The organism is Streptomyces sp. WM6386 (genome assembly GCF_000972385.1).
Classification (GTDB): Bacteria; Actinomycetota; Actinomycetes; order Streptomycetales; family Streptomycetaceae; genus Streptomyces.
In genome coordinates, this window is record NZ_JXTE01000046.1 from 1 (window position 1) to 25,082 (window position 25,082).

Below are 25,082 nucleotides of genomic sequence, written 5' to 3' on the forward strand. Positions count from 1 at the left end.
CCCCCCGGCCGGTCCCGCCCCCTACGCCCAGGACAGTCACGTCCCCCCGCCGCCCATCGCCCCCGACGGCCCGGGCCAGGTGCCCTACGGCTATCCGGGCGGCGGCTACGGCTACCCGGGTGCCGCACCGCAGGGCTACTACGGCTGGCCCGGCATGCAGCCCCTGCCCAGCAACGGCATGGGCACCGCCGGACTCGTGCTCGGTATCCTCTCGGCCCTCGTGTTCTGCCTCTGGCCGCTGGCGATCGTCCTGGGCATCCTTGGTGTGATCTTCGGCGCGATCGGTCGCGGCAAGGCCCGCAGGGGCGTGGCCACCAACCCCGGTCAGGCCCTGGCCGGGATCATCTGCGGAGCCGCGGGCATCGCACTGGGCATCGGCATGGTCGTACTGCTGGTCGCGACGTAGGCAAGAAGCGCGATCTGTGGGGACCCGGGGTCGTGCCGGCTTACGGCTCCGCGGCGTGGGCGCGACCGGCCTGTAGGCGCCCGCGCCTCCATCAACGCGGACCCCCGCGGATTCGCCACCGTCACCGCCACGTGCCCGATTCCCCGCAGGCCTCACCCGTCCCTGTCGGTCTCACCGGCCGCAGACACCCAATCCGCCCCGCCTAGGCGCCGTCGGCCCCCCGCAACCGATCCCGAGCCTCCATCAACGCGAAGCCCAGCAGATTCGGGCCCCGCCACCGCTCCGGATCCAGCGCCCCCTCGTCCGCGGCCGCGAGTCCGATCCCCCATACCCGGTCCAGCGGGCTCGCCTCCACCAGCACCCGCTCCCCGGTGCCCAGGAGGAACGACCGCAGTCCGTCGTCCGCGCCGAACTTGTGCACGCTGCCCTCGACGACGATCCCGAAGCGCTCGCGCTCCCAGGTCGCCTCGTCGAAGCCCCGGACCAGCCGCCCTTCCTTCTTCGCCACCGAAGGATGTCCCGCGGCCAGCACCCGCCGTTCCGCCTCCGCGTCGTCGAACAGTCGCGCCTTGCCCGCCATCATCCAGTGCTCGGCGGTCGGATAAGTGACTCCGTCCACCACGAACGGTGACGGCCACCACTGGCTCAGACAGCTCGCCCCGATCCGGCCGTCCGGCAGCGGGCGGTGTCCCCAGAAGTGGAGGTACTTGACCCTCGCCCCCGTCCGGACCGCCCTGACCAGGGTGTCCCGAGAATCGATCTTCATCATGCATGCGAGTCTGGCAGGCACCACTGACACTCCGTCCTGGCTTTCCCATGCCGACTCGACACCTGGTCGACAGATTTCGTCGCGTAACTAAAAGGCAACAACGGAATCCCTTGTCGGACGCCACTTGCTCTGTCAGGATCGGCACTCAAATCGAGCTGGAGCTACGCCCCGCCTGCGGGAACGTGGGCCGACGGCGGAGGAGAGCGACATGCACAACCCGGGCAACGCCACCCCGGACCGATTCCCCGCGCAGGAGCGCTTCGCGGACGGTGCGCAGTACATCGCGGGCCGCCTCACGAAGGGCACCTCGGGACGGACGCACGCGGTCGTCGACCCCGCGACCGGCGAGGAGGTCTGCACCTACGAGCTGGCGAGCACCGCCGACGTGGACGCAGCCGTCGCCGCGGCCCGGGAGGCGTTCCCCGGCTGGGCCGCCACCACCCCCGGCGAGCGCTCGGACGCGCTGCACCGCTTCGCCGCCGTGCTGGCCGACCGCGCCGAGGATTTCGCCCGCGCCGAGTCCCTCCAGTGCGGCAAGCCGCTGAAGCTGACGCGTGAGTTCGACGTGCCGGGGACCATCGACAACATCGCCTTCTTCGCGGGCGCGGCCCGGCATCTCCAGGGGCAGTCGGCCGGTGAGTACTCCGGCGACCACACCTCGTACGTCCGACGTGAGCCCATCGGTGTCGTCGGCTCCATCGCGCCCTGGAACTACCCGCTCCAGATGGCCGCCTGGAAGGTCCTCCCGGCGATCGCCGCGGGCAACACGATCGTGCTCAAGCCCGCCGAGCTCACCCCCCTGACCTCGCTGCTGTTCGCGCAGGCCGCCACCGACGCGGGGATCCCCGACGGTGTCATCAACATCGTCACCGGAACCGGGAAGGAAGCGGGCGAGCATCTCGTCGGGCATCCCGATGTCGCCATGACCTCCTTCACCGGGTCCACCGCCGTCGGCAAGCGGGTCGCCGAGATCGCCACCGCCACCGTCAAGCGCATCCACCTGGAGCTCGGCGGCAAGGCGCCCTTCGTGGTCTTCGACGACGCCGACCTGGACGCCGCCGTCAACGGCGCCGTCGCGGGCTCGCTCATCAACACCGGCCAGGACTGCACGGCCGCCACGCGCGCGTACGTGCAACGCCCGCTCTACGAGGCGTTCGTGGAGAGGACGGCCGAGCTCATGGCTCAGGTCCGGCTCGGCGACCCCTTCGCCCCCGGTACCGATCTCGGCCCCCTCATCTCGCACGTCCAGCGGGACCGGGTCGCCGCCTTCGTCGACCGTGCGCGTGGCTACGCGCGCGTGGTGACCGGCGGGGAGGCTCCTCAGGGAGAACTCAAGAACGGCGCGTACTATCGCCCCACCCTGGTCGCGGACGCCGCCCAGGACAGCGAGATCGTCCAGTCCGAGCTCTTCGGACCCGTCCTCGTGGTGCTGCCCTTCGACAGTGACGACGAGGGGATCCGGCTCGCCAACGACACCCCGTACGGGCTCGCCGCCTCCGCCTGGAGCCGCGACGTCTACCGGGCGAACCGCGCCACCCGTGAGATCAAGGCGGGCTGTGTGTGGGTCAACGACCACATCCCGATCATCAGCGAGATGCCCCACGGCGGGTACAAGGCGTCCGGCTTCGGCAAGGACATGTCCTCGTACTCGTTCGAGGAGTACACCCAGATCAAGCACGTCATGTTCGACAACACGGCGGTCGTCAGGAAGGACTGGCACCGCACGATCTTCGGGGACCGGCTGTAACCATTTCCGGCTACCGCCGGGTGACGTATCCAGGCCGCCCGACCCGCGGCCGACCCTCCCGAAAGGGCACCACGCGCATGGAGCAGTACGAGCCCGACCGCCTGAGCCCGGCCCAAGTGGCCGCCATGCGGCGCAGCTTCCGCAATGGCCGGGCCGCCATGACCCGGCGGTCCCTGTTGCGCGCCTCCGCGGGCGGCGCGCTCGCGGCCGGCGGCCTCGGGGCGCTGACCGGCTGCGGTATCCCCGCGGCGGGCAACACCAAGGGCGGAGTCTCCGCGGAGGACCACTCGGCGAAGGAGAAGGTCGTCAACTTCTCCAACTGGACCGAGTACATCGACGTGGACGAGAGCGAGAAGCACCACCCCACGCTCGACCAGTTCAAGCAGCGGACCGGCATCACGGTCAAGTACACCGAGGACATCAACGACAACGTCGAGTTCTTCGGCAAGATCAAGCCGCAGCTCGCCGCCGGTCAGGACACCGGCCGCGACATCATCGTCCTCACCGACTGGCTCGCGGCCCGGCTGATCCGCCTCGGGTGGGTCCAGAAACTGGACCAGGCGAACCTGCCCCATGCGTACACCAACCTGTCGGCGCAGTTCCGCAACCCCGACTGGGACCCCGGCCGTGCCTATTCGTACGTGTGGCAGGGCATCTCGACCGTCATCGCGTACAACAAGAAGGCCCTCGACGGCGTCGAGGTGAAGTCACTCTCCGACCTGCTCGACAACCCCAAGCTCAAGGGCAAGGTCGGCTTTCTGTCGGAGATGCGCGACAGCATCGGCATGACCCTGCTCGACATGGGCAAGGACCCGGCGAACTTCACCGCCGACGACTACGACGCGGCCGTCGCCCGCATCCAGAAGGCCGTCGACAAGGGCCAGATCCGCCGCTTCACCGGCAACGACTACACCTCCGACCTGACCAGCGGCGACTTCGCGGCCTGTATCGCCTGGGCCGGTGACGTCGTCCAGCTGAAGGCGGACAGCCCGGACATCGACTTCCTGATCCCGGACAGCGGGTACATCACGTCGACCGACAACTTCCTGATCCCCAACAAGGCCCGTCACAAGACGAACGCCGAACGGCTCATCGACTACTACTACGAGCCGAAGCCGGCCGCCGAGCTCGCCGCGTACATCAACTACGTGACGCCCGTCGACGGGGTGAAGGCCGAGCTGGAGAAGCTCGACCCGGATGCGGCGAACAACCCGCTGATCATCCCGGACAAGGCCATGGCCGCGAAGTCCCACGCCTTCCGCTCGCTGAGCTCGAAGGAAGAGACCGAGTTCGAAGAGAAGTTCGCGAAGCTGACTGGGGCGTGACCACCGTGACGAACAAGACAGACAACACCGGCGACGTCCGCCTCTCGGGCATCAGCAAGACGTACGACAACGGCTTCACCGCCGTACAGCCGCTGGACCTGACCGTGCCGCAGGGCTCCTTCTTCGCCCTGCTCGGCGCCTCCGGCTGCGGCAAGACCACCACCCTGCGGATGATCGCCGGCCTGGAGGAGCCCACCACGGGCACCGTCTCGCTCGGCGAGCAGGACGTGACCAACCTGCCGCCCTACAAGCGGCCGGTGAACACCGTCTTCCAGTCCTACGCCCTCTTCCCGCACCTCGACATCTTCGAGAACGTCGCCTTCGGCCTGCGCCGGCGTGGCATCAAGTCGGTGAAGAAGCAGGTCGAGGACATGCTGGAGCTCGTCCAGCTCGGTGAGCAGGCGCGCAAGAAGCCGCACCAGCTCTCCGGCGGCCAGCAGCAGCGTGTCGCCGTGGCCCGTGCGCTGATCAACACCCCCAAGGTGCTCCTCCTCGACGAGCCCCTGGGCGCCCTGGACCTCAAGCTGCGCCGCCAGATGCAGCTGGAGCTCAAGCGCATCCAGACCGAGGTCGGCATCACGTTCGTCCACGTCACGCACGACCAGGAGGAGGCCATGACCATGGCCGACACGGTCGCCGTGATGAACGCGGGCCGCGTCGAGCAGCTCGGCTCGCCGACCGACCTGTACGAGAACCCCAACACCACCTTCGTCGCCAACTTCCTGGGCACGTCGAACCTGATCGAGGCCGAGGTCGACTCCAAGAGCGGCGACGACATCGTCCTGAAGGCAGGCGGCGGCAAGCTCGTCCTGCCCGAGTCGCGATGTTCGGCGCCCACGCAGACCGGCGGCAAGGTGCTGGTCGGCGTCCGCCCGGAGAAGATCTCCCTCACCCACGCCGACGACGCGGGCGAGATCCCCGAGGGCCGCAACCGCATCACCGGCAAGATCGCCAACGGCAGTTTCATCGGCGTCTCCACCCAGTACGTCATCGACAGCGCGGTCTGCCCCGAGTTCGAGGTCTACGTCCAGAACATCGAGCGCGACTCCCGGCTGGTGCCCGGCGCCGACGTCGTCCTGCACTGGAGCCCGGCGCACACCTTCGGCCTCGACGCCGCTCAGGACATCGACGCCGGCCTCGACGAAGCGGTGGCGGTCTGATGACGACCCTCACCGAGGCGCCGCCGCCTCTCTCCCCGACCGCGCCCGAGAAGAAGCCCCCGCGCAAGCGCGGCCGGCTCGTGCCGTACTGGCTGCTGCTGCCCGGCATCCTGTGGCTGCTGATCTTCTTCGCGCTGCCGATGATCTACCAGGCCTCCACGTCCGTGCAGACGGGCTCTCTGGAGGAGGGCTACAAGGTCACCTGGCACGTCGCCACGTACTGGGACGCGCTGTCCGAGTACTGGCCGCAGTACCTGCGCTCGATCCTGTACGCGGGCTCGGCGACCATCCTGTGTCTGATCCTCGGCTACCCGCTGGCCTACCTGATCGCGTTCCGCGCGGGCCGCTGGCGGAACCTGATCATGATCCTGGTGATCGCGCCGTTCTTCACCAGCTTCCTGATCCGCACCCTCGCCTGGAAGACGATCCTCGCGGACGGCGGCCCGGTCGTCGGCGCCCTCAACACCCTGCACGTCCTGGACGTCACCAGCTGGCTCGGCTGGACCTCGGGCGACCGAGTGCTGGCCACGCCGCTGGCGGTGGTGTGCGGTCTGACGTACAACTTCCTGCCGTTCATGATCCTGCCGCTCTACACCTCACTGGAGCGCATCGACACCCGCCTCCACGAGGCCGCGGGCGACCTGTACGCCAAGCCGGTCACGACCTTCCGGAAGGTCACCTTCCCGCTGTCGATGCCGGGTGTCGTCTCCGGCACGCTGCTGACCTTCATCCCGGCCGCCGGTGACTACGTCAACGCGGACCTGCTCGGCTCGACGGACACCCGCATGGTCGGAAACGTCATCCAGTCCCAGTTCCTGCGGATTCTGGACTACCCGACGGCCGCGGCACTCTCCTTCATCCTGATGGCCGCCATCCTCGTCATGGTCACGGTCTACATCCGCAGGTCCGGAACGGAGGATCTGGTTTAAATGGCCTTCGTCAACTGGCTCAAGCGCAAATTCGTCGTCATCGCGGGACTGCTGACCCTCGGATATCTCCTGCTGCCGAACGTCGTCGTGACGGTGTTCTCCTTCAACAATCCGAAGGGGCGCTTCAACTACGAATGGCAGCAGTTCTCCCTGGACGCCTGGAAGGACCCGTGCGGCGTCGCCGGCATGTGCGGCTCGCTGTCGATCAGCCTCCAGATCGCGTTCTTCGCGACGATCGGCGCCACCGTCCTCGGCACGATGATCGCCTTCGCGCTGGTCCGCTACCGCTTCCGGGCGCGCGGTGCCGTGAACTCGCTGATCTTCCTGCCGATGGCGATGCCCGAGGTCGTCATGGCCGCCTCGCTGCTCACCCTGTTCCTCAACATGGGCGCGCAGTTGGGCTTTTGGACGATCCTCATCGCCCACATCATGTTCTGCCTGAGCTTCGTCGTCACCGCCGTCAAGGCGCGGGTGATGTCGATGGACCCGAGGCTGGAGCAGGCCGCCCAGGACCTCTACGCCGGCCCGTTCCAGACCTTCATCAGGGTCACCCTGCCGATCGCCGCCCCCGGAATCGCGGCGGGTGCGCTGCTCGCCTTCGCGCTCTCCTTCGACGATTTCATCATCACCAATTTCAACGCGGGTTCGACCGTCACCTTCCCCATGTTCGTCTGGGGTTCGGCACAGCGCGGCACACCCGTTCAGATCAATGTGATCGGTACGGCCATGTTCCTGGTCGCCGTACTGCTCGTCCTGACCTCTATGGTCATCAGTAATCGCCGCAACAAGCAAAAGGCATGACCGAAAAACCCTTGTAGGGAGTTGAAATCATGGCCCCAAGCGCCATGAGTCGTGGCAGTGACCGGATGAAATCCCTTTCCGACGCCCAGCCGGTCCCGTACTGGCTGGACGACCCCGGCAAGCCCCACCCCGAACCCGCCCTCACCGGCGCCGAGACCTGCGACCTGCTGGTCGTCGGCGGTGGCTACAGCGGACTGTGGACCGCGCTCCTCGCCAAGGAGCGCGACCCGCAGCGGGACGTGGTCCTGCTGGAGGGCCGTGAGGTGGGCTGGGCCGCCTCCGGCCGCAACGGCGGCTTCTGCGCCGCCTCCCTCACCCACGGTCTGGGCAACGGGCTGACCCGCTGGCCGGACGAGATCCACCGGCTGGAGGAGCTGGGCGCCCGCAATCTCGACGAGATCGAGAAGGCGGTCGCCCGCTACTCCCTCGACTGCGACTTCGAGCGCACCGGCGAGATCGACGTCGCGACCGAGACGTACCAGGCGCGCGAACTGCGCGACTGGTACGAGGAGATGAAGCGCGCGGGCCTCGCCGAGGGCGTGGAGTTCCTGGACGCCGAGGCGGTACGGGAACAAGTCGACTCACCGACGTTCCAGGCGGGCCTGTACGACCGCCGGGGCGTCGCCATGCTCAACCCGGCGAAGCTCGCCTGGGGCCTGAAGCGGGCCTGTGTGCAACTCGGCGTCCGCGTCCACGAGCACACCCCCGCCCTGACACTGAAGCCGTACGGCGCCGGGATGGCCGTACGCACCCCCTACGGCTCGGTCCGGGCCCGCAAGGTCGCGCTCGGCACCAACATCTTCCCGAACCTGGTCAAGCGGGTCCGCTCGTACACCGTCCCGGTCTACGACTACGCGCTGATGACCGAGCCGCTGAGCGGCGAGCAGCTCGCGGCGATCGGCTGGAAGAACCGCCAGGGCCTCGGGGACAGCGCCAACCAGTTCCACTACTTCCGGCTGAGCGCCGACAACCGCATCCTGTGGGGCGGCTACGACGCGGTCCACCACTACGGCGGCCGGGTGCGCGCCGAGTACGACGACCGCCCGGAGACGTACGCCAAGCTCGCCGAGCACTTCTTCAGCTGCTTCCCGCAGCTCGAAGGCGTCCGCTTCACGCACGCGTGGGGCGGCGCGATCGACACCTGCTCGCGCTTCTCGGCGTTCTTCGGCACCGCACACCACGGGAACGTGGCCTACGCGGCCGGCTACACCGGACTCGGCGTCGGCGCGACCCGGTTCGGCGCGGACGTGATGCTGGACCTGCTGGACGGCGAGACCACGGAGCGGACCTCGCTGGAGATGGTCCGCAAGAAGCCACTGCCGTTCCCGCCCGAGCCGTTCGCGTGGACCGGCATCGCGCTGACCAAGTGGTCGCTGGCACGGGCGGACGCGCACGGCGGGCGGCGCAATCTGTGGCTGAAGACGATGGACAGGCTGGGACTCGGCTTCGACAGCTGATCATTCGGAGGTCCGGCCCCGCTCGCTCGCCGGCGGGGCCGGCGGCTCCGGCTCCTGCCGTCCCGGCGACGCATCCTGACGCTGCCACGCGGCGTACAGCGTGGACAGCCCGATCGCCACGGTGGACACCGCCTCCGGCTCGATCCCGGACAGGACAAGAACGACTCCGGTCACCAGGACCGCGAGGAAGACCACCAGGTCGGTTCGTCGTCGTGGGGTGTGCATTGCTGCCCTCTCTGATCTGATCTCGTGCGAAGCTGCTCCCGTGGGGGAGGGACAACAGGCTGCGCCGGACGCGAAGTGTTGCGCCACGCGTCACAGTTGCCAGTTGTCGCAACGCTCGGTACGAGGGAGATCAGGGGGATCGGCATGGGCAGTCTCGTGCCCTTGGCAGGCGATCTGCCGGACGAGGGGCGAGCGCTCGCGGAGGCGTTGCGCGGCCTGTTCGGCGGACTGGGCCTCAGCGTCCGCAGATACGCCACCCGGCGGCACCGGGATGCCGGTTCGGTGTCCCGGTTCCTCAACGGCAGCCGCGTACCGCCCTGGGAGTTCGTCAACGACCTGATCAGCGACGTGACCGAGCAGCAGGGTCAGCCGCCCACCCCCGAAGCCATGGAGCTGCTGCGCCGACTGCACCGCGAGGCCCTCGCCGAGAGCGGCTCCGCGTACGGCAGGGTCCAGCTCCTCGAGGACCAACTCGCCGACGCCGACCGCCAGTCCATGGAGTCCACCAACCTGGTGCGAGCCCTGGAGAGGGCGTTGGTGAACGCGCAACACCGCGCCGCCGACCTGGAGTTGCAGCTCCGTCAGCTGCACGGCCGCCAGGACGACCGGATCGCCGAGAAGGACAAGTCCCTTCAGCTGTACGAGGATCAGGTGACCGCGCTGCTCAGGGAGCGGCAGAACCTGCTGCGGGAGGTGGAGGCGCTCGGCGAGCAACTCCAGGACGCGCACGCCCGGCGGGCGCGGGCCGAGCACCGCTGCGAGGAACTGGAGCGGCAGCTGGTCGTGGCCGAGGAGCTGTGGGAGGAGGAGAGCGACGAGGCCGACGACCACTCGCCCACCCCCGGTGTCGGCACACCGGCGCAGGACGACGGCCCCGCCACCGAGAACGGGCTCGACCCCCGGTACCGTCTCGAGGCCTTCGTCGCGGGTGACGCCAACCGCTTCGCGCACTCGGCCGCCACCGCCGTGGCAGAGGCCCCCGCCAAGCTGTACAACCCGCTGTTCGTCTACGGCACTTCGGCCATCGGCAAGACGCATCTGCTGCACGCGGTCGGGCAGCGTACGCGCCGTCTGCACCCGGACAAGCGCGTGTGTTACGTGACCGCGGAGGAGTTCGGCGACGAGTTCGCCCGGGCGGGCCAGGGCCGCGGCCTCGACCGATTCCGCCGTCGGTACCGGGGCGTGGACGTCCTCCTGCTCGACGACATCCAGTTCCTCGCGGACCGGCAGCCGTTGCGCGAGGAGTTCCTCCACACCTTCGACGCGCTGCACGCCGCGAACAAGCAGATCGTGCTGTCCTCGGACCGTCCGCCCAAGCAGCTCACCGAACTAGGGGACCGGCTGCGCAACCGGCTGGAATCGGGGCTGATCACCCATGTCCAGGCCCCCGACCAGGAGGCGCGGATCGCGCTGCTGCGACACAAGGCGGAACGGGACGGGCTCGTCGCCGCGCCGGAGGTCCTGGAGTACATCGCCTCGCAGATCCAGCGCAACGTCCGCGAGCTCGAGGGCGCGTTGATCCGCGTGAGCGCCTTCGCGTCCCTGAACCGGCAGCCGATGGACGTGCCGTTGGCGGAGAAGGTCCTCAAGGACCTGGTCCCGGACCGCGTGCCGACACGGGAGGAGGACGTCGTGCACCTGATCATCGACGAGACCGCCCACTACTTCGGTGTCACCTCCGACGACCTGTGCGGAAGGAACCGCGGTCGTGCCATCGTGACGGCCCGCCAGATCGCCATGTACCTGTGTCGTGAGCTCACCGACGTGTCGACACCGAGGATCGCCACCGTCTTCGGAGGGCGTGACCCGGGGACGGTCGAGCACGCGGATCGCAAGATCCGCCACCTGATGGCCCAGCGTCGCTCCGTCTACAACCAGATGACGGAACTCACCACGCGTATCAAGGACGCCGGCGGCCTGAGTGTCGACCGGCCCGCCCTTCCCGCCCCCCATGTGATCCGGTTCACTCCAACGGGGTCGTGAAACCCGCGTAATGCCTGCCCGGAACCCCCCTCTCCCTGGTGGACGCGATCCGCGTCCGCGAAGGAACAGGGAGGTCTTCTCATGACTGGGGCGAAGACGGCGGTCGAGTGGCTGGCATCGGTGGCACCGGATCCCGAAGCCTGCCGCTGGGAGTGGGAGCGCAATCCCCTCGGGGTCGCGCTGCTGCCCGCCGGCAAGGCCTGGGACGTACTCATCCTGCCGGGTGAGCTCGGTTATCCCACGCTCGACGTCCTCACCCGCATCATCGACCAGCCCGGCCCGGTGCTGGTCGACTTCGGCGACGCCCGGATGGGCTTCCTCGTGCCGCCCGGTACCGCCGCACGCTGGGTCGGCACGGGCATCCGCACGGCTGGCGCCGGCACCTGGATCGTGGTGCCGTACCCGGGACGCTCCACCGGTGGCGTCCGCTGGCTGGTCCCCCCGGACGGTTCCGGCACCCTCACCGACCCGGCACTCCTCGAACTGGCGATGCACGAGGCGGCGGCGGGTCTGGCCACGGAGAGGGACGGGTAGCCGGCCGTGGGAGGCCTGGACAACTGAATTGATCTGGACCACGTAGGGCGCGCTCCACCCCTCCGATTCCCCCAGTTCCGGAGGCACTCGTGGATCGCTCCAGACCTTTCGTCGGCCGCCCGTGCGGCCGACTGCACGCATGCCCGGTACGTGCCGCGCCCGAGACGGGCAAGGTCATCGGGATCGACCGGGCGTGACCATCACAGCCGCTCTGTCCGACGGCTGCCTCGACTGACCGCCAGGACGTAACCGGTGAGCAGGACCGTGGAGAGGCACCAACTGGCCACGACGTCCAGTGGCCAGTGGTAGCCGCGGCGGATCAGTCCGTAGGAGACGCCGAGGACGAGGGCGCCGTAGAGGAACACGATCGTGCGGCGAACCCAGATGGTGCGCGGCCAGGGGAGCAGGAGCAGGGTCGCGGCGCCGTAGGCGACGGCCGCCGTGGCCGTGTGGCCGGACGGGTAGTAGCCGGTGGCCGGTGGTACGACCGGGGTGCCAGGGCGGTCGGTCAGTTCCTTGATCGGGACGATCAGGGCGGGGACCAGGGCCATCAGCAGTGCGGCACCGGCGGACGGCTGCCACCAGCGGTCTGTACCGATGCGCCGGGCCCGCCAGGCCGCGTATCCGAGCGCAAGGGCCAGGACCGGGACCGCGACCTGGACATTGCCGAGGTCGGCGAGGAGTTCCGAGGTGCGGTCGGGGTGGACCAGGGCGCGGCTGACGCGTTCGTCCAGGCGCACCAAAGGGCCGCCCTCGACGATCTGCCAGGTGATCAGCGCGAAGAGGACGGCCGGAAAGCCGAGAAGAAGGAAGAGAAAGAAGGAGGTCGGCCACCCCGGAACAGGGGGGGTGGTTCCGGGGTGGCCGTCCGGACCGGATCGTCGCGCGCCCCGGGGGGTTTGGGGCGGGCGACCGTCCGATCGGTGAGGAGATCCGGAGCCGGAGGCTCCGGTTGTGTGCGCGAGGGCACGACCAGGTCGAAGCTGGGGAGGCCCCGGCCTGATGTCGCCCACAGTCCCCTGTGGGCGGGGTGTATCTCTCATCTGGGTAGAACCTACGACAGCCGGTGGGGCTGCGACAGCCGGAATCGCGTCCTGACAGAGACCCCGCACACGTTCTTCACACGCTCTGACGGCGGCCGCCCCAGACCCGGAATCCGCTGTGGATCCGGGGCTGGGGCGGGTGTGACGGGTGTGACCTGGGGCGGGGCGCGCCCCGTGTTCTTCCTGGGGCGTCAGACGCGTGCGAAGGCCTGCTCGATGATGTCGAGGCCCTCGTTGAGGAGGTCCTCGCCGATGACCAGGGGCGGCAGGAAACGCAGCACGTTGCCGTAGGTGCCACAGGTCAGGACCAGCAGGCCCTCCTGGTGGCAGGCCTTGGCGAGGGCGGCGGTCGCCTCCGGGTTGGGCTCCTTGGTGGCGCGGTCCTTGACGAGCTCGATGGCGATCATCGCGCCCCGGCCGCGGACGTCGCCGATGATGTCGAACTTCTCGGCCATCGCGGTGAGACGGGCCTTCATCGTGGCCTCGATGTTCTTCGCCCTGGCGTTGAGGTCGAGCTCCTTCATCGTCTCGATCGAGCCGAGCGCACCGGCACACGCCACCGGGTTGCCGCCGTAGGTACCGCCCAGGCCACCGGAGTGCGCGGCGTCCATGATCTCGGCGCGGCCGGTCACGGCGGCGAGCGGCAGACCGCCCGCGATGCCCTTGGCGGTGGTGATCAGGTCCGGGACGATGCCCTCGTCCTCGCACGCGAACCACTGGCCGGTACGGCAGAAGCCGGACTGGATCTCGTCGGCGACGAAGACGATGCCGTTGTCCTTCGCGAACTTGCTGAGCGCCGGCAGGAAGCCCTTGGCCGGCTCGATGAAGCCGCCCTCGCCGAGCACGGGCTCGATGATGATCGCGGCGACGTTGTCCGGCCCGACCTGCTTGGTGATCTGGTCGATGGCCTGCGCGGCGGCCTCGGGACCGGCGTTCTCCGGACCGGTCGGCCAGCGGTAGCCGTAGGCGACCGGAACGCGGTAGACCTCGGGCGCGAAGGGGCCGAAGCCGTGCTTGTACGGCATGTTCTTCGCGGTCAGCGCCATCGTGAGGTTCGTACGGCCGTGATAGCCGTGGTCGAAGACGACGACCGCCTGCCGCTTGGTGTACGCGCGGGCGATCTTGACGGCGTTCTCGACGGCCTCGGCACCGCTGTTGAACAGCGCGGACTTTTTGGCGTGGTCACCCGGCGTGAGCTCGGCGAGGGCCTCGGCGACCTCGACGTAGCCCTCGTACGGCGTGACCATGAAACAGGTGTGGGTGAAGTCGGCGAGCTGGGCTGCGGCCCGGCGTACGACGGCCTCGGCGGAGGCGCCGACGCTCGTCACGGCGATGCCGGAACCGAAGTCGATCAGGCGGTTGCCGTCGACGTCCTCGATGATGCCGCCGCCCGCCCGCGCGGTGAACACGGGCAGCACCGAGCCCACGCCCTGCGCGACCGCGGCGACGCGGCGGGCCTGCAGCTCCTGCGACTTCGGGCCGGGGATGGCGGTGACGATCCGGCGCTCCTGCGGAAGTGCGCTCATGAGGGGCTCCTGGGGGTGTTGCGAACGGGGTCTTTGCGGACGCTTCTCTTCTTTTCTCGCAGGCTAGGACGGAGGACGGGGGGTGGGCATGCTCCATGTGGGCGTTGTCCGGGGGGCGGGTTTGTCCGTGGTGGACATAGCGAGGGTGCGCGGACCCCGTACGTCCGCTCCTCGGACGTCGGCCGCGTAAGCGGTGAACTCCCCTTGCGGGGGCGTTAGATTGACGGCTGACGGTGGACGGAACGGCTGGTCAGGGAACGAGGGCGATGGACAGGGACGGGACGCAGGACGCGCGGGGTACGCATGCGAATCCTGTGCCGCGTCCGGCGGGGCCGCCGGACGTACCGAAGGCACCGCCGCGACCGGCCCGTACGCCGGGGATGTCCGTGGTCGACTGGCTCAACGAGGACCGGCCCGAGACCGAGCCCGGCGTCTGGCGCTTCGGATACCGGATGCCGAAGGCCGCGTCGAAGGCGGAGCGGCTCAATCCGCTGACCGTCGCCGGCATGCTCATCCCGTTCGTCGTGGCGCTGGTGGTGTGGTCCTTCTGGCGGCGCGGCGGGCTCCCGTACCAGTTCACGCTGCTGCGGCTCTTCACCCCGGACGACTGGTGGTGGGGCGGCACGATGGCGTCACCGAAGCGGCTGGAGGGACAGTCGCTGGAGTACCCGGGCGTGGAGGCGCTGGAGGTCTACAGCGGTCTCTTCTTCGCCGTGCTCGTCTACACGGTGGGCCGGCTGGGCAGCTGGCCGGCCGTCGTCCGGCACCTCGTGACCCGCAAGCCCCAGCCCGCCCGCGCCCTGCTGGCCGCCCTGGGCGCCCTGATCACCCTCAGCTTCGTCTTCCCGGACGCCTTCCCCGGCGTCGGCTGGGACGCCCTGCCCGTCGTGAACCCGCTGTTCTCCCTCATCGCCCTCATCAGCGGCGGATACGGCGTCTACACCTCGCCCTGGGCCACGGACGCGCTCTACGCCCTCGTCACCGCCCTCGTCCTGTGGCCCTTCGCCCGGATCGGCGGCTGGTGGTCCCTGGCCCGTACCTGGCTCGCCGCCCGGCGCCGGGCCCGACAGGGCCAGGACCCCGTACCCGTCACCGCACAGCCCCGCTCCCGCTGGCCCGAGCTGCGGGAGGCCGGGCAGCACCAGGCGGCCGATGTGCTCACCGCCGAAGTGCTGGCCGGGCGGATGAACGACGTGGACTGCGCCCGTGTCGAGCGCGGCTGGCAGCGGGCCCGCGGCCAGGGCCGGCTCACCGCCTTCACGGACACCGTGCTGCGCCAGGGCGCCGCCGCGCTCACCCACCCCTCCGGCGCCCGCGACCTGGCAGGCCGCACCGCCCGGCACGACCTGCTCACCGGACAGGTCCGCATCGGACAGTGGGCCACCGCCGAGCGCACCCCGCGGGCGTACCGCGGCGTGGGCGCGGCTCTCGGACCCGAGACCCTCGCCACCTCGCTGCTGGTCGTCGGGCCCTCGGGCGCCGGCAAGACCCGGCAGGTGATCGCTCCGGTGGTCGAGTCCCTCACCCTTCAGGCACTCACCGGCGGTTGTGCCGTCGTCGCGGTGTGCGGTGCGGGTACGCCGATCGGGGCGGACTCGTCGTACGACGTCGTCGTACGCGTCGGCGACCCCGGCTCCGTGCACGACCTGGACCCGTACGCCGAGACCGACGACCCCGACGAGGCGGCCGCGCTCCTCGCCGAGGCGCTGGCCGGAGACCTCGACACGGTGAGCCCCGAGCGCGCGGCGCGGGCCCTCGCCCAGCTCCTCGGTCCCTACCGGACCGCGTACGGGCACTTCCCGCCCCTGCCCGTCCTGCGCGAACTGCTGGAAGGGGACCCCGCGGTCCTCGCCGGGCTGCGCGAGCGGCTGGCGGACGAGCGGTTCGCGGTGATGCGTCGCGAGCTCGACGCCCGTGCGCGGCAGAGCGCCCACCCCGGCGACCCCGGTCCCGTCCTCGCCGACCGGCTGGCCCTGCTGGACCGGCCCGCGTTCGCCGGCTTCTTCGGAGCGGGCGGGTCGGACGGCTCCGGTGGGGACGGGCTCCGCCCGTTCTCGCTGCGCGCCCTCGTCCACCACCCCCTGCGCGTCCGGATCGACCTGCCCGAGCGTGGCCACGCAGAGGCGTCCCGGCTGATCGCCCGGCTGGTGCTGGCCCAGTTCACCGGCGTCGTACGGGAAGGGGGACGCGATCACTTCGCCGGTCTGGTCGTCGACGACGCCACCGGCACCGTGACCCCCGAGTCCGTACGGCGGATCCAGCGGCTGCGCTCGCAGAACGCGGGTGTCGTGCTCGCGCTGCGCACGGTCTCCGATGTTCCGGAGGCGCTGCACGGGCCCCTGTTCGGGGCGGTCGGCTGCCGGATGGCGCTGTCCGGGGTGACGACCTGGGACGGCAGCCGTTTCGCCGACGCCTGGGGCACCGAGTGGGTGGAGACCAAGGACGTCGCCCAGCACACGGTCTTCGCCGATCAGCCGATGACCCGGGCCATGCACGCCCTGCGCAAACTGGTGACCGGCAAGGCGGTGACGACCGAGGCCGTCACTGTCCGCCAGGTCGAACGGGAGCGGTGGTCCGCCTCCGAGCTGGCGCACGCCGTGCCGCCGGGGCACGCGGTGCTGTCGCTGACCGGTGCGAAGGGGGAGCACGCGCCGCCGTTGCTGGTGGATCTACGGGGCTAGGGCCCTTCTGACGGATCAGCGTGGGCCGAGGAGCGGCGTCCGGTGCGGCTGGGGGTCCCCCCACGCCCTTCAGGCAGTGGGGGAGTGCGTGCCGGGCGTCGCGACGCCGCGATGATCCGTCAGAAGGGCCCTGGGCCGGGGCTTGCGGTGCCGGGACTTCCGGTGACCGGGTGACCGTACGGTGAGGCAGAATCGGCACAGGCCGTTCATACAGGACGGCCAAGTGATCACCGGGCACGTCCGATCCCCGTAGACCTGAAGGCCTCATGCCACCCACGCTCGCCTCGCTCGTCCATCACTCCGCGCTCAAGCTGACCGTGCGGGCGGGCGAGGACCGGCTCGACGTCCCCGTGCGCTGGGCGCATGTCAGCGAGCTCGCCGATCCCGTGCCGTACATGGAGGGCGGGGAGCTGCTGCTGATCACCGCGCTGAAGCTGGACGCGGAGGATCCGCAGGCGATGCGGCGGTATGTGAAGCGGCTGGTCGGGGCGGGGGTCGTGGGGCTCGGGTTCGCGGTCGGGGTCAACTACGAGGACATTCCCGAGGCGCTCGTCGACGCGGCCGCGGGCGAGGGGCTCCCGCTGCTCGAAGTGCCTAGGCGCACGCCTTTCCTCGCCATCAGCAAGGCCGTCTCCGCGGCCATCGCCGCGGATCAGTACCGGGCGGTGACGGCCGGGTTCGCCGCGCAGCGGGAGCTGACCAAACAGGCGTTGACGGACGGCCCCGAGGGGCTGTTGTCCGCGCTCGCCTCGCAGGTGGACGGGTGGGCCGCGCTGTACGACGCGTCCGGCGCCGTCGTCGCCACCGCGCCGGAGTGGGCGGGGCGGCGGGCCGCACGGCTCACGGCGGACGTGGAGCGACTGAGGGAGCGGCCCGCGCCGGCCTCCTCCGTGGTCGGCGGCCCCGACAACGAGGACCGCGTCGAGCTGCACTCCCTGGGCACCGGGCGGCGGCCGCGGGCCGCGCTCGCGGTGGGGACGGCGGCGGCGCCGGGGACGGCGGAGCGGTACGCCGTCCACTCGGCGATCGCCCTGCTGACCCTGACCACCGAGCGGTCCCGGTCCCTGCGCGCCGCCGAGCAGCGGCTCGGGGCGGCGGTGCTGCGGATGCTGCTGGCGGGGGAGCCGGACCATGCGCGGGCGGTCGCCGGGGATCTGTACGGGTCGCTGCTGGACGCGCCGTTCCGGATGGTCGTCGCGGAGGAGGGGCGTGCTCCGGCGGAGGGCGACCTTCTGGGTGCCCTCGCCGAGGTCGTGGAGTCCGCCGCCGCGCGGGCCGGGGAGGCCGTGCTGGTCGTTCCGGAGGGGGAGCGGCTGGTGGTGCTGGCCGTGGACGGGGGTGCGGCGGTCGGGGCGTGCGGGGAGTACACCGCCGGGCTGGAGGCCGGGCGGGCGGTGGGGGAGCAGGGCGGTCCGGGGGGCGAGGACGAGCTGGTCGTGGGGGTGTCGGCGCCGGTCGGGCCGGTCGGGGCCGCGGCCGCCTACAGGCAGGCCGAGCAGGCGTTGTCCGTCGCGCGGCGGCGGGGGCGGGTGTGTGTGGAGCATGAGCAGCTGGCGGCGGGGTCGGTGGTGCCGCTGCTGGCCGACGACGCGGTGAGGGCTTTCGCGGACGGGTTGCTGCGGCCGCTGAACGAGCATGACGCGACCGGGCGGGGGGATCTGGCAGCCTCGCTGCGGGCGTGGTTGTCGCGGCACGGACAGTGGGACGCGGCGGCCGCGGACCTCGGCGTGCACCGGCACACCTTGCGGTATCGGATGCGGCGCGTGGAGGAGATCCTCGGGCGGTCGCTGGACGATCCGGACGTACGGATGGAGCTGTGGCTGGCACTGAAGGCGACGTCGACGGAACAGTGACCGCGGGGGCGAGAACGGCTTGGCGCCCACCCCTACTCCGCCAAACCGGCGCACCGCCATCCCTCACCACTCCGCCCCGGACAAACGCCCCTCCGCGCCCCCGCCCCTACCGTGGACCCGAAAGCCAACGCACACCCCCAACGCGGAAGGGCCGGGACATGACTGCCACCCACGCCTTCTGGCTCGCCGGGCGCCAGGTCGCCGGCGAGGTCAGCTTCGATGTCAGCTCGCCGTGGGACGGGCGGATCGTCGGCAAGGTCAGCGTGCCGAGCGACGCCCAGACCGAGGAGGCGGTCGCCGCCGCGTACGCCGTACGGGACGAGTTCGCCGCCACGCCCGCCCACACCCGCGCCGCCGCCCTCGACCACGTGAGCCGCCGCCTCGTCGAGCGCACCGAGGAGATCGCCCAGCTGATCTCCGCCGAGAACGGCAAGCCCGTCAAGTGGGCCCGAGGCGAGGTCGGCCGCGCCGTCTCCGTGTTCCGGTTCGCCGCCGAAGAGGCCCGCCGGTTCAACGGCGGCGAGGCCCAGCGCCTCGACACCGACCTCGGCGGCCAGGGCCGGCTCGCGCTCACCCGCCGCTTCCCGAAGGGCGTCGTCCTCGGCATCGCGCCCTTCAACTTCCCGCTCAACCTGTGCGCCCACAAGATCGCTCCGGCGATCGCGGCCGGCGTGCCGATCATCCTGAAGCCCGCCCCGGCCACCCCGCTCTCCGGGCTCGTCATCGGCGAACTCCTCGCCGAGACCGAGCTGCCGGCCGGTTCCTGGAGCATCCTTCCCGTCCCGAACGACCGGATGCCCGCCCTGGTGCAGGACGAGCGGCTGCCCGTCATCTCCTTCACCGGTTCCGAGAAGGTCGGCTACGCGATCATGGACTCGGTGCCGCGCAAGCACTGCACCCTGGAGCTGGGCGGCAACGGCGCGGCGGTCGTGCTCGGCGACTTCGCCTCCGACGCCGACCTCGACTGGGCCGCGACCCGTATCGCCACCTTCTCCAACTACCAGGGCGGCCAGTCCTGCATCTCCGTGCAGCGGGTCATCGCCGACGCGTCGGTGTACGACCGGCTGCTTCCCCGGATCGTCGCCGCCGTCGAGGCCCAGGTCACCGGCGACCCGTCCGACGACAAGACCGACGTCGGCCCGCTGGTCAGCGAGGACGCCGCCAAGCGTGTCGAGACGTGGGTGGACGAGGCCGTGGCCGCCGGCGCCAACCTCCTCGCCGGTGGCAAGCGCGACGGCGCCTCCTACGCGCCGACCGTCCTGACCGACGTACCGGCCGACACGACGATCTCCTGCGAGGAGGTCTTCGGACCCGTCCTGACCGTGCAGAAGGTGGACGGCGAGGCCGAGGCCTTCGCGGCCGCCAACGACTCCAAGTACGGCCTCCAGGCAGGCGTGTTCACCCACGACCTCCAGGCCGCCTTCCGCGCCCACCGTGCGCTCGAGGTCGGCGGTGTCGTCATCGGCGACGTGCCCTCCTACCGCGCCGACCAGATGCCGTACGGCGGCGCCAAGCAGTCCGGTGTGGGCCGCGAGGGCGTGAAGTTCGCGATGGACGACTACACCTACGAGCGGGTGCTCGTCCTCACGGGGCTCGCCCTGTAGTCGCCGCGAGAGTCACCGAGAGCAGCCTCTAGCTAATGGGAACCATTTTCAGATAGGCTCCCGAAAGGGGCCCGGCACCGATGCCTTCCGGTGCCGGGCCCCTTCTTTGTGCCGATCTCCTCCGGACCCTCAACCGGAGAAGCCGGCATGCGCGAGCCGCAGCGGGCCGCGCAGCCTGAGGTGGACGTCGTGCACACCGGACGCCGTGAGCGCGGTGCGGAGCGTGACATGGTCGTACGGCCCTGATGTGGGCGTCTTCGGTGACAGCGTCGCGAGCGCCGGGCCGCCGTCGAGCGAGATCTCCACCGTGCCCTCACCCGCCACGGCCACCGTCACCTCCGTGACCCCCGCCCCGAAGTCGCAGGAACGGTAGACCAGTTCGGCCGCCACGCCGTTCGCCGGCGTCACCGCGTCGCCCACCGTCTTCGTCCGGTCGACGATCGCGACACCGCTCTGCTCGTCGAAGTCGGCCCCGTCCAGGCCCCGTTCGACGACGGGGCGTGGTCCGCCCGGCTCACCGTCCAGGAGAACCGTCGTGCGCAGCCGCACGTCCTCGCTGGAGGCGGCCGCCATCAGGTCGTACGGCCCCGGCTCCAGGCGCCACCGGCCGTGCGCCACGTCCCAGAACTCAAGGGCCGGCAGCGGGACTTCGAAGGACAGCTCCGCCTTCTCGCCGGGTGCGAGCGTGACCCTGCGGTGTGCCACCAGCTCACGGCGCGGGCGCGGGACCGAGGGGTTCACGGCGCGGGTGTAGAGCTGGGCGACCTCGTCGGCCGTCACGTCCCCCGTGTTCGTGACCGTGAAGGAGACGTGCAACGCCCCTTCCTCCGTACGGGACTTGAGATCCCCGTAGGAGAAGGGCGCGTACGACAGGCCGTGTCCGAAGGGGAACAGCGGGGTGCCCTCGTAGTACAGGTACGTCTGGCGGCCGCCGAGCACGTCGTAGTCCAGCAGGTCGGGCAGGTCGGCGTCGTCGGCGTACCAGGTCTGCGGGAGGCGGCCCGCGGGGGAGACGTCGCCCGCCAGGACCCGGGCCAGCGCGGTGCCCGCGGCCTGGCCGCCGTGGGACATCCAGAGCGCGGCCCGCAGCGGACCCGGCTGAAACGTGTACGGGTAGGCGGAGACCAGGGCCAGCACCGTGTTCGGGTTGGCGGCGCGGGCCGCCCGCAGCAGGCGGTCCTGGTGGGCGGGGAGGGCGAGGGTCCTGCGGTCCTCCGTCTCGCGGCCGTCGATGTGCGGGTCGTTGCCCGCGACCACCAGCACGACATCGGCCTCGGCGGCGGCCCTGGCGACCGCGTCCCTTCCGTGCTCGGTGATGATCAGCGTGAAGATTTCGGGCTGATCGTCGAGTTCCGCGTTTTCATCGGCAACCTTTACTCCGGCGGCGCCGACAGAGACGTGCCGACCCGTGCCGACGTGCCTGAGGAGGTGTCCGTTCTCATGGGGTTCCAGCCGGAATGTCTCCTGGACGACCCAGCCTCCGGGCTGGTCGGCGGAGGCCCGCACACAGCCGTCCTCGGCGACCGAGAGATAGCGGCCGTCGGGAGCGCGCAGGGTCAGGACGCCCTCGCCCCAGTCGACCAGGGCGAGCTCGGTGCCGACCGCGTGGGTGGTGAGCGGCGGGAGGTCCGTGCGGCCCGCGAGCAGTGCCGGGTCGAGGGCACCCTCGGCGCCGCGCACCGTGTCGTCGGCGTTCGCTTCGGGCACGTGGAGGAAGGCTCCGTCGGACGCCTGCAGCAGGACCCGGTCCACGCCCTCCGCGAACTCGATCCGGTCGGCGCCGAACCGCTCGTACAGGCCCTCCAGCGGGGTGGAGCGATGGATCAGCGTGCCGCTGTACCAGTCGAGCTTGCACTCGTCGGCGAGCAGGCCGACCACGGCGAGCCGGGTGTCCGGGGCGAGCGGCAGCACACCGTCGTTGCGCAGCAGGACGACCGACTGCTCGGCCGCCTCCTGCGCCAGGGCGCGGTGGGCCGGCGTGTCGAAGTCCCTCGTAAGGGCATGCGGGTCGTACTCCGGGTCGAACTCGCCGAGGCGGAAGCGGACCGAGAGCTGGCGGCGGACCGCCGTGTCGATGTCGGCCTCGGTCAACAGGCCCTGTTCGTACGCCTTCTTGACCCGTCCGGTGATCTGCGTGCTGTCCGTGCCGTGGTCGGTGAAGCTGTCGACGCCGGCCAGGAGCGAGGCCGCGGTGGCCTCCTCGTGCGTGTCGTAGTAGTGCTCGTGGTCGACCAGGTTGGAGGGCGCGCCCGCGTCCGAGCAGACCAGCAGATCCTCGTCCGTCCAGGTGCGCAGGTGCTCGCGCAGATACGGACTCACATGGTTCGGGCGGCCGTTGACCAGGTTGTACGCGGGCATCACCCCGGCCACCGCGCCCGCCTCGACGGTCTCGCGGAAGGCGCGCAGGTCGTACTCGTGCAGCACGCGAGGGCGGACCGAGCTGGACGAAGTGGCCCGGTCCGTCTCGTTGTTGTGGGCCAGCCAGTGCTTGAGGACGGGGGCGGTGCGCCAGTACGTCGGATGGTCGCCGCGCAGCCCGCGGGTGTACGCGACGGCGATCGCCGAGGTGAGCTTCGGGTCCTCCGAGTAGCCCTCCTCGTTGCGGCCCCACAGGGGGTGGCGAAGGAGGTTCACCGTCGGGGACCAGACGTTGAGGCCGATGCGGTCGTCGCGGGCCCGCATCGCGCGGACCTCCTTGGAGACGGCCTCGCCGACCCGTCGTACGAGATCGGTGTTCCAGGTCGCGCCCAGGCCCACCGCCTGCGGGAACACCGTCGCCGGGCCCATCCAGGCGACCCCGTGCAGGGCCTCCTGGCCGGTGCGGAAGGCGTCGACGCCGAGCCGCTCGACGGCCGGGGCGAACTGGTGCAGGAACCCGATCTTCTCGTCGAGGGCGAGCCGCGACAGCAGATCGTCGATGCGCTTCGCGAACGGCAGATGCGGATCGCGGAAAGGCGGCGTGGGCGGCGGCTGTGCGGTCACGTGGGGTTCCCCTTGGAGTGGAGCGGTCGAGCCCTTTCGAAGCGCTTCGATGCTCATTCGACACCAGGGCGGGTGTCAAGGGAGCGGCGCCATCACTTCAAGCGGTGCATAAGAAAAGGTCGCCTCCCATACCTCGGAGGAATATTGGGAGCGACTCTTGTGCACCCACAGGGCTTCACTTAACCTCACAGCAACATCGAAGCGCTTCGACTACACGGTGCCCGTAGAAGTCGAAGGAGCGCTTCAGCTCAGCCAGTTCCACTCAAGACACCGCAGCCGACGGCTCCTCCGCCGGGTGTCCTGGTGCGCCATGAAGGGTTGACGCAATGACGCCGAACGCCGCTGCCCCCTCCTCTGGTCCTTCCGGTCCCAGCCGGAGAAGCTTCCTCGCCTCCACCGCGGTGGCCACCGCAGCGGTGGCGGGCGGGGTGCCGCTGCTCTCCGCCTGCGGCGGCTCGGACAGTGGCTCGCGTGACGGCACCACGTCGGGCAAGGACGCGAAGAAGATCCTGCCGACCTATGTGGCGAGCAACGTGGTGAAGCCGGACATCCCGTCCAAGAACGGCTCGTCGATGGGCTTCACCGCCAAGCTCGACGTCGCCACGCTCAAGACGTCGGTGCCCAAGAAGCTCGGCAGCGGCGGCGAGGTCACCATCATGTCGCCGTTCTGGGGCTCGCCCCCGAAGGGGAACAACCCCTACTACACGTCGATGAACGACCTGATCGGCGTCGACGTCCAGTGGCGGAACCAGGACGGCAACACCTACGACCAGAAGCTCGGCGCGGTCCTCGCCTCCAGTGACGTCCCGGACGTGGTGGTCATCCCCGGCTGGAACATGATGGGCAAGATACCCAGCGCCATCGCCGGCAAGATGGCCGACCTCGGCCCGTACCTGTCCGGCGACAAGATCAAGAAATACCCGAACCTCGCGGCCATCCCCAGCGGCGCCTGGCAGCGCTCCATCTTCGGCGGCAAGCTGATGGGCCTGCCGATGCCCGCCTCGGAGATCCAGAACATCGTCCCCCTGTACCGCCGGGACATCTTCGACAACGAGGGCTACGAAGTCCCGCGGTCCGCCGACGAGTTCATGGCCCTGTGCAAGGACATCACCAACGCCCGGGCCAAGGTGTGGGCCTGCGGCGACATGAAGTGGACCGCGATGAACACCTTCGGAGTGTTCAGCGGCGGGGAGAAGCCGCTCTGGTGGGACATGGTCGACGGCAAGCTGGTCAACCGCATCGAAACCCAGGAGTACCTCGAAGCCATCGAGTGGACGCGCAAGCTGTTCGCCGCCGGAGTCGTCCACCCCGACTTCAAGCTCGGCAAGAGCCAGGCGGTCGACCCCGCCCCCAAGTTCGCCGCCGGCGAGTTCCTGATCTGGAACAACAACGTCGTCAACTGGTACGGCCAGCAGGCCTCCCTGGCCACCCAGAACCCCGACGTCAAGGTCTGGGGCATGGACGTCTGGGGCCACGACGGCGGTAACCCGACGCTGTACGCCGCGAACCCCGCCGGCATCTTCGCCTTCGTCAGCAAGAAGGCCTCCGAGTCCGTCATCCACGACGTGCTGGCGGTCGCCAACGTCACCGCGGCGCCGTACGGCACCAAGGAGTGGATGATGACCAACTACGGCGTCGAGGGCACGCACTACACCGTGAAGGACGGCGTGGCCGTCAAGAACGACAAGGGCAACAACGAAGTCGTCAACGCCTATGTCATGGTGGCCAGTCCCGCCCCGACCACGGCGCACCCGGACCTGCCGGACTACACCAAGGCCATGGTCGAGTGGGAGCAGCGGATGGGTGCCTTCACCAAGAAGTCGTCCTTCTGGGGCCTTCAGGTCACCGAGCCCTCCCGCTACACCAACCTCGCCAACAACTTCGAGCAGCTCGAGGACGACATCATCCGCGGGCACAAGAAGATCAGCGACATGCAGCAGGCCGTGTCCGACTGGAAGGGCCAGGGCGGCGACAAGCTGCGCGACTGGTACAAGAAGCTGCTCGACGAGAACGGCACGGCGGCGAGCTGACCGGGCTCTGAGGCAAGGAGAACAGCC

At 70.2% G+C, this 25,082-nt stretch carries 18 protein-coding genes; 13 read left to right on the plus strand and 5 right to left on the minus strand.

The window, feature by feature from the left end:
• The coding region (locus TN53_RS25805; protein WP_046261040.1) for a DUF4190 domain-containing protein at window positions 1-406 on the plus strand (406 nt) is incomplete at its 5' end.
• 202 nt (window positions 407-608) lie between these two features.
• Here TN53_RS25805 and TN53_RS25810 read toward each other — a convergent pair.
• Complete coding sequence (locus TN53_RS25810) at window positions 609-1,175, minus strand: NADAR family protein (protein WP_046261041.1); 567 nt, start codon at window positions 1,173-1,175, stop codon at window positions 609-611.
• Window positions 1,176-1,383: 208 nt separating this feature from the next.
• On the opposite strand from TN53_RS25810, the gene TN53_RS25815 reads away from it, so the two are divergent.
• From TN53_RS25815 to TN53_RS25840, 6 genes are all read left to right on the plus strand, one after another.
• Complete coding sequence (locus tag TN53_RS25815; protein WP_046261042.1) at window positions 1,384-2,922, plus strand: gamma-aminobutyraldehyde dehydrogenase; 1,539 nt, start codon at window positions 1,384-1,386, stop codon at window positions 2,920-2,922.
• Between the two features lie 77 nt (window positions 2,923-2,999).
• Window positions 3,000-4,247 carry a polyamine ABC transporter substrate-binding protein gene (locus TN53_RS25820; protein WP_046261043.1) on the plus strand — a complete coding sequence of 416 codons (1,248 nt, stop codon included), beginning with the start codon at window positions 3,000-3,002 and terminating at the stop codon, window positions 4,245-4,247.
• A complete protein-coding gene (locus TN53_RS25825; RefSeq protein WP_046261044.1) occupies window positions 4,244-5,407 on the plus strand; it encodes an ABC transporter ATP-binding protein in 1,164 nt (387 codons plus the stop codon). Before TN53_RS25820 ends, TN53_RS25825 begins: the two co-directional genes overlap by 4 nt.
• Window positions 5,407-6,336 (plus strand): ABC transporter permease, encoded by a 930-nt coding sequence (locus TN53_RS25830; protein WP_046261045.1) that lies wholly within the window; start codon window positions 5,407-5,409, stop codon window positions 6,334-6,336. The genes TN53_RS25825 and TN53_RS25830 overlap by 1 nt, the downstream gene beginning before the upstream one ends.
• On the plus strand, window positions 6,337-7,137 hold the full coding sequence (locus TN53_RS25835; protein ID WP_046261046.1) for an ABC transporter permease: 801 nt from the start codon (window positions 6,337-6,339) through the stop codon (window positions 7,135-7,137).
• A 29-nt stretch (window positions 7,138-7,166) separates the two neighbouring features.
• Window positions 7,167-8,594 (plus strand): NAD(P)/FAD-dependent oxidoreductase, encoded by a 1,428-nt coding sequence (locus TN53_RS25840; RefSeq protein ID WP_046261047.1) that lies wholly within the window; start codon window positions 7,167-7,169, stop codon window positions 8,592-8,594.
• Here the strand turns inward: TN53_RS25840 and TN53_RS25845 are convergent, their stop codons facing one another.
• The gene (locus tag TN53_RS25845) at window positions 8,595-8,819 is read right to left on the minus strand and encodes a hypothetical protein (protein ID WP_046261048.1); all 225 of its coding nucleotides are present in this window, start codon (window positions 8,817-8,819) and stop codon (window positions 8,595-8,597) included.
• 144 nt (window positions 8,820-8,963) lie between these two features.
• Here TN53_RS25845 and dnaA point away from each other — a divergent pair, with 144 nt between their 5' ends.
• Window positions 8,964-10,802 (plus strand): chromosomal replication initiator protein DnaA, encoded by a 1,839-nt coding sequence (gene dnaA, locus TN53_RS44220; RefSeq protein ID WP_052745312.1) that lies wholly within the window; start codon window positions 8,964-8,966, stop codon window positions 10,800-10,802.
• A gap of 81 nt (window positions 10,803-10,883) precedes the next feature.
• Window positions 10,884-11,336: a hypothetical protein gene (locus TN53_RS25855; protein WP_046261049.1), complete on the plus strand. Its 453-nt coding sequence runs from the start codon at window positions 10,884-10,886 to the stop codon at window positions 11,334-11,336.
• 200 nt (window positions 11,337-11,536) lie between these two features.
• On the opposite strand, the gene TN53_RS25860 is transcribed toward TN53_RS25855, so the two are convergent.
• On the minus strand, window positions 11,537-12,349 hold the full coding sequence (locus tag TN53_RS25860; RefSeq protein WP_234441710.1) for a phosphatase PAP2 family protein: 813 nt from the start codon (window positions 12,347-12,349) through the stop codon (window positions 11,537-11,539).
• A gap of 221 nt (window positions 12,350-12,570) precedes the next feature.
• Window positions 12,571-13,905, minus strand: a complete 1,335-nt coding sequence (gene gabT, locus TN53_RS25865; RefSeq protein ID WP_046261050.1) for a 4-aminobutyrate--2-oxoglutarate transaminase — start codon at window positions 13,903-13,905, stop codon at window positions 12,571-12,573.
• 266 nt (window positions 13,906-14,171) lie between these two features.
• Between gabT and TN53_RS25870 the strand changes: the two genes are divergently transcribed.
• From TN53_RS25870 to TN53_RS25880, 3 genes are all read left to right on the plus strand, one after another.
• On the plus strand, window positions 14,172-16,586 hold the full coding sequence (locus TN53_RS25870; protein ID WP_046261051.1) for an ATP/GTP-binding protein: 2,415 nt from the start codon (window positions 14,172-14,174) through the stop codon (window positions 16,584-16,586).
• Between the two features lie 266 nt (window positions 16,587-16,852).
• Window positions 16,853-18,439 (plus strand): PucR family transcriptional regulator, encoded by a 1,587-nt coding sequence (locus TN53_RS25875; RefSeq protein WP_046261052.1) that lies wholly within the window; start codon window positions 16,853-16,855, stop codon window positions 18,437-18,439.
• Window positions 18,440-18,597: 158 nt separating this feature from the next.
• Entirely contained in the window at window positions 18,598-20,043 is a 1,446-nt protein-coding gene (locus tag TN53_RS25880) for an aldehyde dehydrogenase family protein (RefSeq protein ID WP_046261053.1), read from the plus strand.
• Between the two features lie 129 nt (window positions 20,044-20,172).
• On the opposite strand, the gene TN53_RS25885 is transcribed toward TN53_RS25880, so the two are convergent.
• Window positions 20,173-23,025: a glycoside hydrolase family 3 C-terminal domain-containing protein gene (locus TN53_RS25885; RefSeq protein ID WP_046261054.1), complete on the minus strand. Its 2,853-nt coding sequence runs from the start codon at window positions 23,023-23,025 to the stop codon at window positions 20,173-20,175.
• Window positions 23,026-23,351: 326 nt separating this feature from the next.
• Here TN53_RS25885 and TN53_RS25890 point away from each other — a divergent pair, with 326 nt between their 5' ends.
• Window positions 23,352-25,055 carry an extracellular solute-binding protein gene (locus tag TN53_RS25890; RefSeq protein WP_046261055.1) on the plus strand — a complete coding sequence of 568 codons (1,704 nt, stop codon included), beginning with the start codon at window positions 23,352-23,354 and terminating at the stop codon, window positions 25,053-25,055.
• Window positions 25,056-25,082 lie beyond the last annotated feature (27 nt).

Coding starts and splice junctions, on each gene's coding strand:
- TN53_RS25835 (WP_046261046.1), top strand. CDS start 6,337: ATGGCCTTCGTCAACTGGCTCAAGCGCAAATTCGTCGTCATCGCGGGA.
- TN53_RS25890 (WP_046261055.1), top strand. CDS start 23,352: ATGACGCCGAACGCCGCTGCCCCCTCCTCTGGTCCTTCCGGTCCCAGC.
- TN53_RS25815 (WP_046261042.1), top strand. CDS start 1,384: ATGCACAACCCGGGCAACGCCACCCCGGACCGATTCCCCGCGCAGGAG.
- TN53_RS25820 (WP_046261043.1), top strand. CDS start 3,000: ATGGAGCAGTACGAGCCCGACCGCCTGAGCCCGGCCCAAGTGGCCGCC.
- gabT (WP_046261050.1), bottom strand. CDS start 13,905: ATGAGCGCACTTCCGCAGGAGCGCCGGATCGTCACCGCCATCCCCGGC.
- TN53_RS25855 (WP_046261049.1), top strand. CDS start 10,884: ATGACTGGGGCGAAGACGGCGGTCGAGTGGCTGGCATCGGTGGCACCG.
- TN53_RS25870 (WP_046261051.1), top strand. CDS start 14,172: ATGGACAGGGACGGGACGCAGGACGCGCGGGGTACGCATGCGAATCCT.
- TN53_RS25875 (WP_046261052.1), top strand. CDS start 16,853: ATGCCACCCACGCTCGCCTCGCTCGTCCATCACTCCGCGCTCAAGCTG.
- dnaA (WP_052745312.1), top strand. CDS start 8,964: ATGGGCAGTCTCGTGCCCTTGGCAGGCGATCTGCCGGACGAGGGGCGA.
- TN53_RS25830 (WP_046261045.1), top strand. CDS start 5,407: ATGACGACCCTCACCGAGGCGCCGCCGCCTCTCTCCCCGACCGCGCCC.
- TN53_RS25810 (WP_046261041.1), bottom strand. CDS start 1,175: ATGATGAAGATCGATTCTCGGGACACCCTGGTCAGGGCGGTCCGGACG.
- TN53_RS25845 (WP_046261048.1), bottom strand. CDS start 8,819: ATGCACACCCCACGACGACGAACCGACCTGGTGGTCTTCCTCGCGGTC.
- TN53_RS25880 (WP_046261053.1), top strand. CDS start 18,598: ATGACTGCCACCCACGCCTTCTGGCTCGCCGGGCGCCAGGTCGCCGGC.
- TN53_RS25840 (WP_046261047.1), top strand. CDS start 7,167: ATGGCCCCAAGCGCCATGAGTCGTGGCAGTGACCGGATGAAATCCCTT.